The sequence below is a fragment of the Acetivibrio mesophilus genome (assembly GCF_004102745.1).
GTDB lineage: Bacteria > Bacillota > Clostridia > Acetivibrionales > Acetivibrionaceae > Hungateiclostridium > Hungateiclostridium mesophilum.
This window is the reverse complement of the sequence record NZ_RLII01000059.1, coordinates 1-4,738: the sequence shown is the minus strand read 5'-3', so window position 1 is coordinate 4,738 and position 4,738 is coordinate 1. Positions and strand designations below refer to the sequence as shown.

Genomic DNA, 4,738 nt, shown 5'->3' with positions numbered 1-4,738 from the left:
ATGAAAAGACTGATGACAAGAACTGATTTTATATTCTGGAAACCGAGGGTTGGAAGATAATTCTTTTTTGATTGAGATATGGTAACAGGAATTATATAATAGTTATAGTCCTTGTAGTGAGGGAACGCGTAGTACTAATATTATAGGCTCAAACCATAATACTATTAAACCAACCCAAGAGTTTGTTAATCAAGAAAGGGTTAACTTCTATGCAGAAAAGTTAAAAGCAGGTGAAGCAGTTGAACCAATTAAAGTTGTTAACGTTCCTGGAAAAGGGCAGTATATAATAGAAGGTCATCACAGGTATGTTGCAAGCCAACAAACAGGTATTCCAGTTAAGATACAAGTCGTCGAAGGACAAGGGCCTATTGGTATGGATGATTGGTCTCAAGTGCAATGGAAACCGTACATAAATGAAGAACAATTCTGGGGTGATTAAGGAGGTTTTGTGAGTGAAAATAATAAAAAGTGTTACCAGTGAAGGTATAAGTTATATTGATGATAGTGGTTCTCAGGGATATGTTGATTTTAAGCAATGTAACGAAAACTGGATACAATATAGGAAAAGAAGCGAAAATTTAAGTGAAGAGAGAGTTATTGAGCTTAGAAAACGCAGTAAATGTGTTGGTCAGAGGGATATTTGTGCAAGGCCTCGGTTTATTGAGTTTTTTACTAAACCTTTTACAAGATTTGAGTTTATTGAGTGTGATGAGTATCCCGACGCTGAAAAGGCTTTTTGCAAGCTGCGAAATGATATCATTTCTGCTGGATGGATAACATTAGATTTAAGCTAAGTATAAATATTGGGATATGTGTTTGAGTGATATATATGATTGATATTGAGTATGTCCACCCGGCAAGCCAATATAACGGCAAGTCGGGTTTTCTTTTTATCCATACTTGACAAATTGTGATACAATGTGATACAATAAGACCGACAAGAAACACAGGAGGTGCAATAATGTCTACAGAAAAGGATAGTATGTTACGGGTAAGGCTTACAAAAAGGCAGTCGGATGAATTGGATGCGATTATTGGTGAGCTTCAAGCACAAATGCCGGAGGCAAGCGTTACTACATCAAGCATAGCAAGATACGCTCTGGAGAAATATGTGAGCGACCATATCGCGAAGCGTGATGGTACCAAAGATTTTCATTGAAATCAGTACAGCAGATGCCACAGACGAGGACATAAAAAATCTCTACGACCTTCTATCCAAGTTGTTTGACGAAACAAAGGAGAATTACTCACCAATGGTTCATTACATGGTTGGAGAGATTTTAGAGCCTGTGATGATGAAGATGGCAAGCCTCATGAAGCCTAAGAAACCGGAGGTGAGGGATGGTGAGTAAGAAACAGTACACAGTCCGCTGCCCCCATTGCAATCACAGAGTATTTGATGCCGATTATGCAGATGTCGAAATCAAATGCCCGGAATGCAGGAAAGTCTTTGAAGTAAAGCTGGAGAAAAAGGCGGGGTGAAAAGTGAATAGATCTGGCACAGAGCCACAAAGGGAGCGAAGTTGGACTCACCTATAGAGCCTGGCAGATAGTCTAAAAAACTATTTGTCGGGCTCTATTTATTTTCCCGGCAAGCGAAGTGAGGTGAGAAAAGAAATGAACCAATATGAAAACATCCCAGAGGAACTGAAGCAATTACCACAGTGGGTATGCCATAGAAATAAAATACCTTTCAATCCAATTACAGGAGCACCTGCAAAGGCAGGACGGCCGGATACGTGGGCAAGGTTTGAGGATGTAGTAAAGGCTTGTGAGAATGGCTCATATGAAGGTATCGGCTTTGAATTCAATAATAACGGTATTGTGGGCATTGACCTTGATAAAGTGATTGCAGAGGATGGCACTGTGTCCACCGAAGCTGCTGAAATTGTGGCAATGCTGGGCAGCTACACAGAATACTCTCCCAGTGGTAAAGGGCTGCATATCTTCGTCAAGGGTGATATCCCAGTAGATGGCAGGAAAAAAGGCTTCATTGAGATGTACAAAGCAAAGAGGTACTTCACCATGACGGGAAATGTCTATGGTGCTTTGAATCCTATAAATGAACGTACAGAGCAAGTGAAGCAGATATTCAATAAATATTTCTCCGATTCCAAATCGAAAAATTTTGTGGTAAACATTGTAAATAATAATGCTGCTACTGAGCCAAATAAGGACTACCTTTCCATAGGACTTGCCAAGGATGCTGTGTTCAGGGCTCTCTGGAACGGAGAATACCAGAGTGAGAAATGCACCAGTGAGAGTGAAGCAGACCTTGCGTTGATGGGTAAGCTGCTATACTGGTGCTCCGGCAATATAGATGCAGCCATTGAAGCCTTTATCAAATCCCCCTATGTAGCAGGAAAGGATGACAAGCACACAACCAAGCTGGAACGGTCTGACTATCTCCAAAGAACCGCTGTGAAAGCGATGCAAGGCTTGACCTCCACTGCTGCCGGGGATGATGAGCAGTATTGCAAACAGCAGGAATTCACCCTTGATGATATGGGTAATGCCAGAAGGCTTGTAGCCATGTGTGGTAACAGCATCCGTTTCAGTTATATTAAAAATAATTGGTACTGCTGGGACGGTAAAGTTTGGCTGGAGGATGAGACAGGAGCAATCAACCGTCTTGCGGATAATACCGTTGAAGCCATGTATACAGAGGCTATAAAGCTTACAGACCAAGACAAGAGAGACAAACTTCTGAAGCATGCAGCAAAGACTCGCTCTATTGCGGGCAGAAAAGCAATGATTGAGGGAGCAAAGCACTTGGAGGGTATACCTGTTATTCCGGCAGACTTTGACAAGGATGTGTGGCTGTTGAACCTTCAAAATGGAGTCCTTGATTTGAAATCAGACAAGCTTTATCCACACAATCCCGACTATATGATAACTCAAATCAGCAATGCCAGTTACAATCCAAGTGCTAAATGCCCAAGATGGCTGGATTACCTTGATAAAGTCACCGATGGCAATGCAGACCTTATGAAATACATGCAAAAGGCGGTCGGATATTCCCTAACAGGGAATACAGGCGAGGAATGTCTGTTTATCCTCTATGGTACTGGGCGAAATGGCAAGGGAACATTTGCAGAAACATTAATACATCTTTTAGGTTCATATGCCAAAACTGCACAGGTAGACAGCCTAATGCTCAAAAATGTATCCGGCAGCGGTGCCAATCCCGATATTGCAAGGCTCAAAGGTGCGAGAGTTGTTAATGCAGCAGAACCACAGAAAAACTCAAGGCTCAATGAAAGCCTTATTAAGCAGCTTACAGGGGGTGACATGGTTACAGCTAGATTCCTTTATGGAAAAGAGTTTGAATACCGCCCCGAGTTTAAGCTTTGGATTAATACAAATTACAAACCCCAGATATCCGGCAATGACGAGGGTATCTGGAGCAGAGTTAAGCTGCTACCCTTCACAGTATATTTTCCCCCAGAGAAGCGTGACCCTCATTTGAAGGACTTCCTTCGTGAAAAAGAGATAGATGGAATATTGAACTGGGCATTGGAGGGATTAAAGCTGTGGCAGAAAGAGGGCTTGGAAATGCCGGAAACAATGAAATTGGCTACAACGGACTACCGATGCGAAATGGACATAATGCAGAAATTCTTGGATGATTGCACAAAGCCCAAGAATAACAGCAGTGTCGGGGCATTGGATTTGTACAAGGTTTACACCCACTGGTGTAGTGAAAATGGTGAGTATGTTCTCAGCAATACAAAGTTTGGAAGAGATATGAACCGCTACCTTAACAAACGGAACTGCAGGACTGGGGTGGTTTACCTCAACATTGAACTCACAAAGCCATATGAAAATGCCAAGCAGGACTTTGAAGAAATTGATTTTCTCAAATAGTGTGTGGTGAGATGGTGGGTTGTGATGGAAATTTCAGTAACTTTTATATATTAATTTTCTATATAGACTTTTACAAAAACACATCACAACTCTAAACCCATAACAATATAAGAATAAATATTTAAACATTAAAGGAGGTGAATTGTGTGAAAGCATTAAGAACAGTGGACTTGAGGGGTAGGGGGAGGTCATATCTCTACAGCAAAGCATAAAGACAACGGGCTGGCAGCACCGCGTAAAAAAATGCAGATTCAAACGGGGTATTAACCCCAAACCATATTAACAAAAAGCAATTATGAAAATGGAGGTTTAAACATGAGATTTATAGCAGATTTGGTACATGAGAAAAAGCAATTGGTGGAAAAAGCAGAAGCCATTTTGAAGGAAGCTGAAAAAGCAGGTGGAAGTTTGACTAAGGAACAGGAGAGACAGTTTAATCGCTACACAGACAAAATAAAGAGCATTAATGAAAGCATTAACGAGGAATTATTAAATATCAGAACCTCTGAGCCAATTCTAATTACACCACAAAAAGCTGTATCTCCTATTGAAGAATCAAAAACTCCTGTAACAAAAGCCGTATCAAAATCATTCAGAGGGATGTTCTATGGCAATGAAACAGTAAAACTCAACAACAACGGTTTTCATTCCATGGATGAATTCCTGAAAACACTTCACTCGGGAAGAGCCGACAACAGGCTGATAAATACCAGTATGGTGGAAGGAATACCCGAGTTTGGCGGCTATTCCGTTCCGGAGGAATACGGAGCCTTCCTGATGGATAAATCCCTGGAGAATGAAATCATCCGTCCCAGAGCAACAGTATGGGCAATGGGAAGTGAAACAAAGAAAGTACCAGCCTTCGATGGTG

Annotated in this window: 4 protein-coding genes and 1 pseudogene; all 5 read left to right on the top strand. The window is 41.3% G+C overall.

The features are described from left to right. The first annotated feature begins 452 nt into the window (after positions 1–452). The gene (locus EFD62_RS17025; protein ID WP_128706563.1) at positions 453–794 is read left to right on the top strand and encodes a hypothetical protein; all 342 of its coding nucleotides are present in this window, start codon (positions 453–455) and stop codon (positions 792–794) included. A gap of 167 nt (positions 795–961) precedes the next feature. Beyond that, positions 962–1,352, top strand: a pseudogene (locus EFD62_RS17020) (hypothetical protein). Then, on the top strand, positions 1,342–1,482 hold the full coding sequence (locus tag EFD62_RS17585) for a hypothetical protein (RefSeq protein WP_155522925.1): 141 nt from the start codon (positions 1,342–1,344) through the stop codon (positions 1,480–1,482). Before EFD62_RS17020 ends, EFD62_RS17585 begins: the two are co-directional and overlap by 11 nt. A gap of 135 nt (positions 1,483–1,617) precedes the next feature. After that, positions 1,618–3,867, top strand: a complete 2,250-nt coding sequence (locus EFD62_RS17015) for a phage/plasmid primase, P4 family (protein ID WP_128706562.1) — start codon at positions 1,618–1,620, stop codon at positions 3,865–3,867. Positions 3,868–4,182: 315 nt separating this feature from the next. Beyond that, the coding region (locus tag EFD62_RS17010; RefSeq protein ID WP_128706561.1) for a phage major capsid protein at positions 4,183–4,738 on the top strand (556 nt) is incomplete at its 3' end.

What these genes read in the sequence shown, in the direction of transcription:
- EFD62_RS17585 (WP_155522925.1), top strand. Translation starts at nt 1,342, where the DNA reads ATGGTGAGTAAGAAACAGTACACAGTCCGCTGCCCCCATTGCAATCAC.
- EFD62_RS17015 (WP_128706562.1), top strand. Translation starts at nt 1,618, where the DNA reads ATGAACCAATATGAAAACATCCCAGAGGAACTGAAGCAATTACCACAG.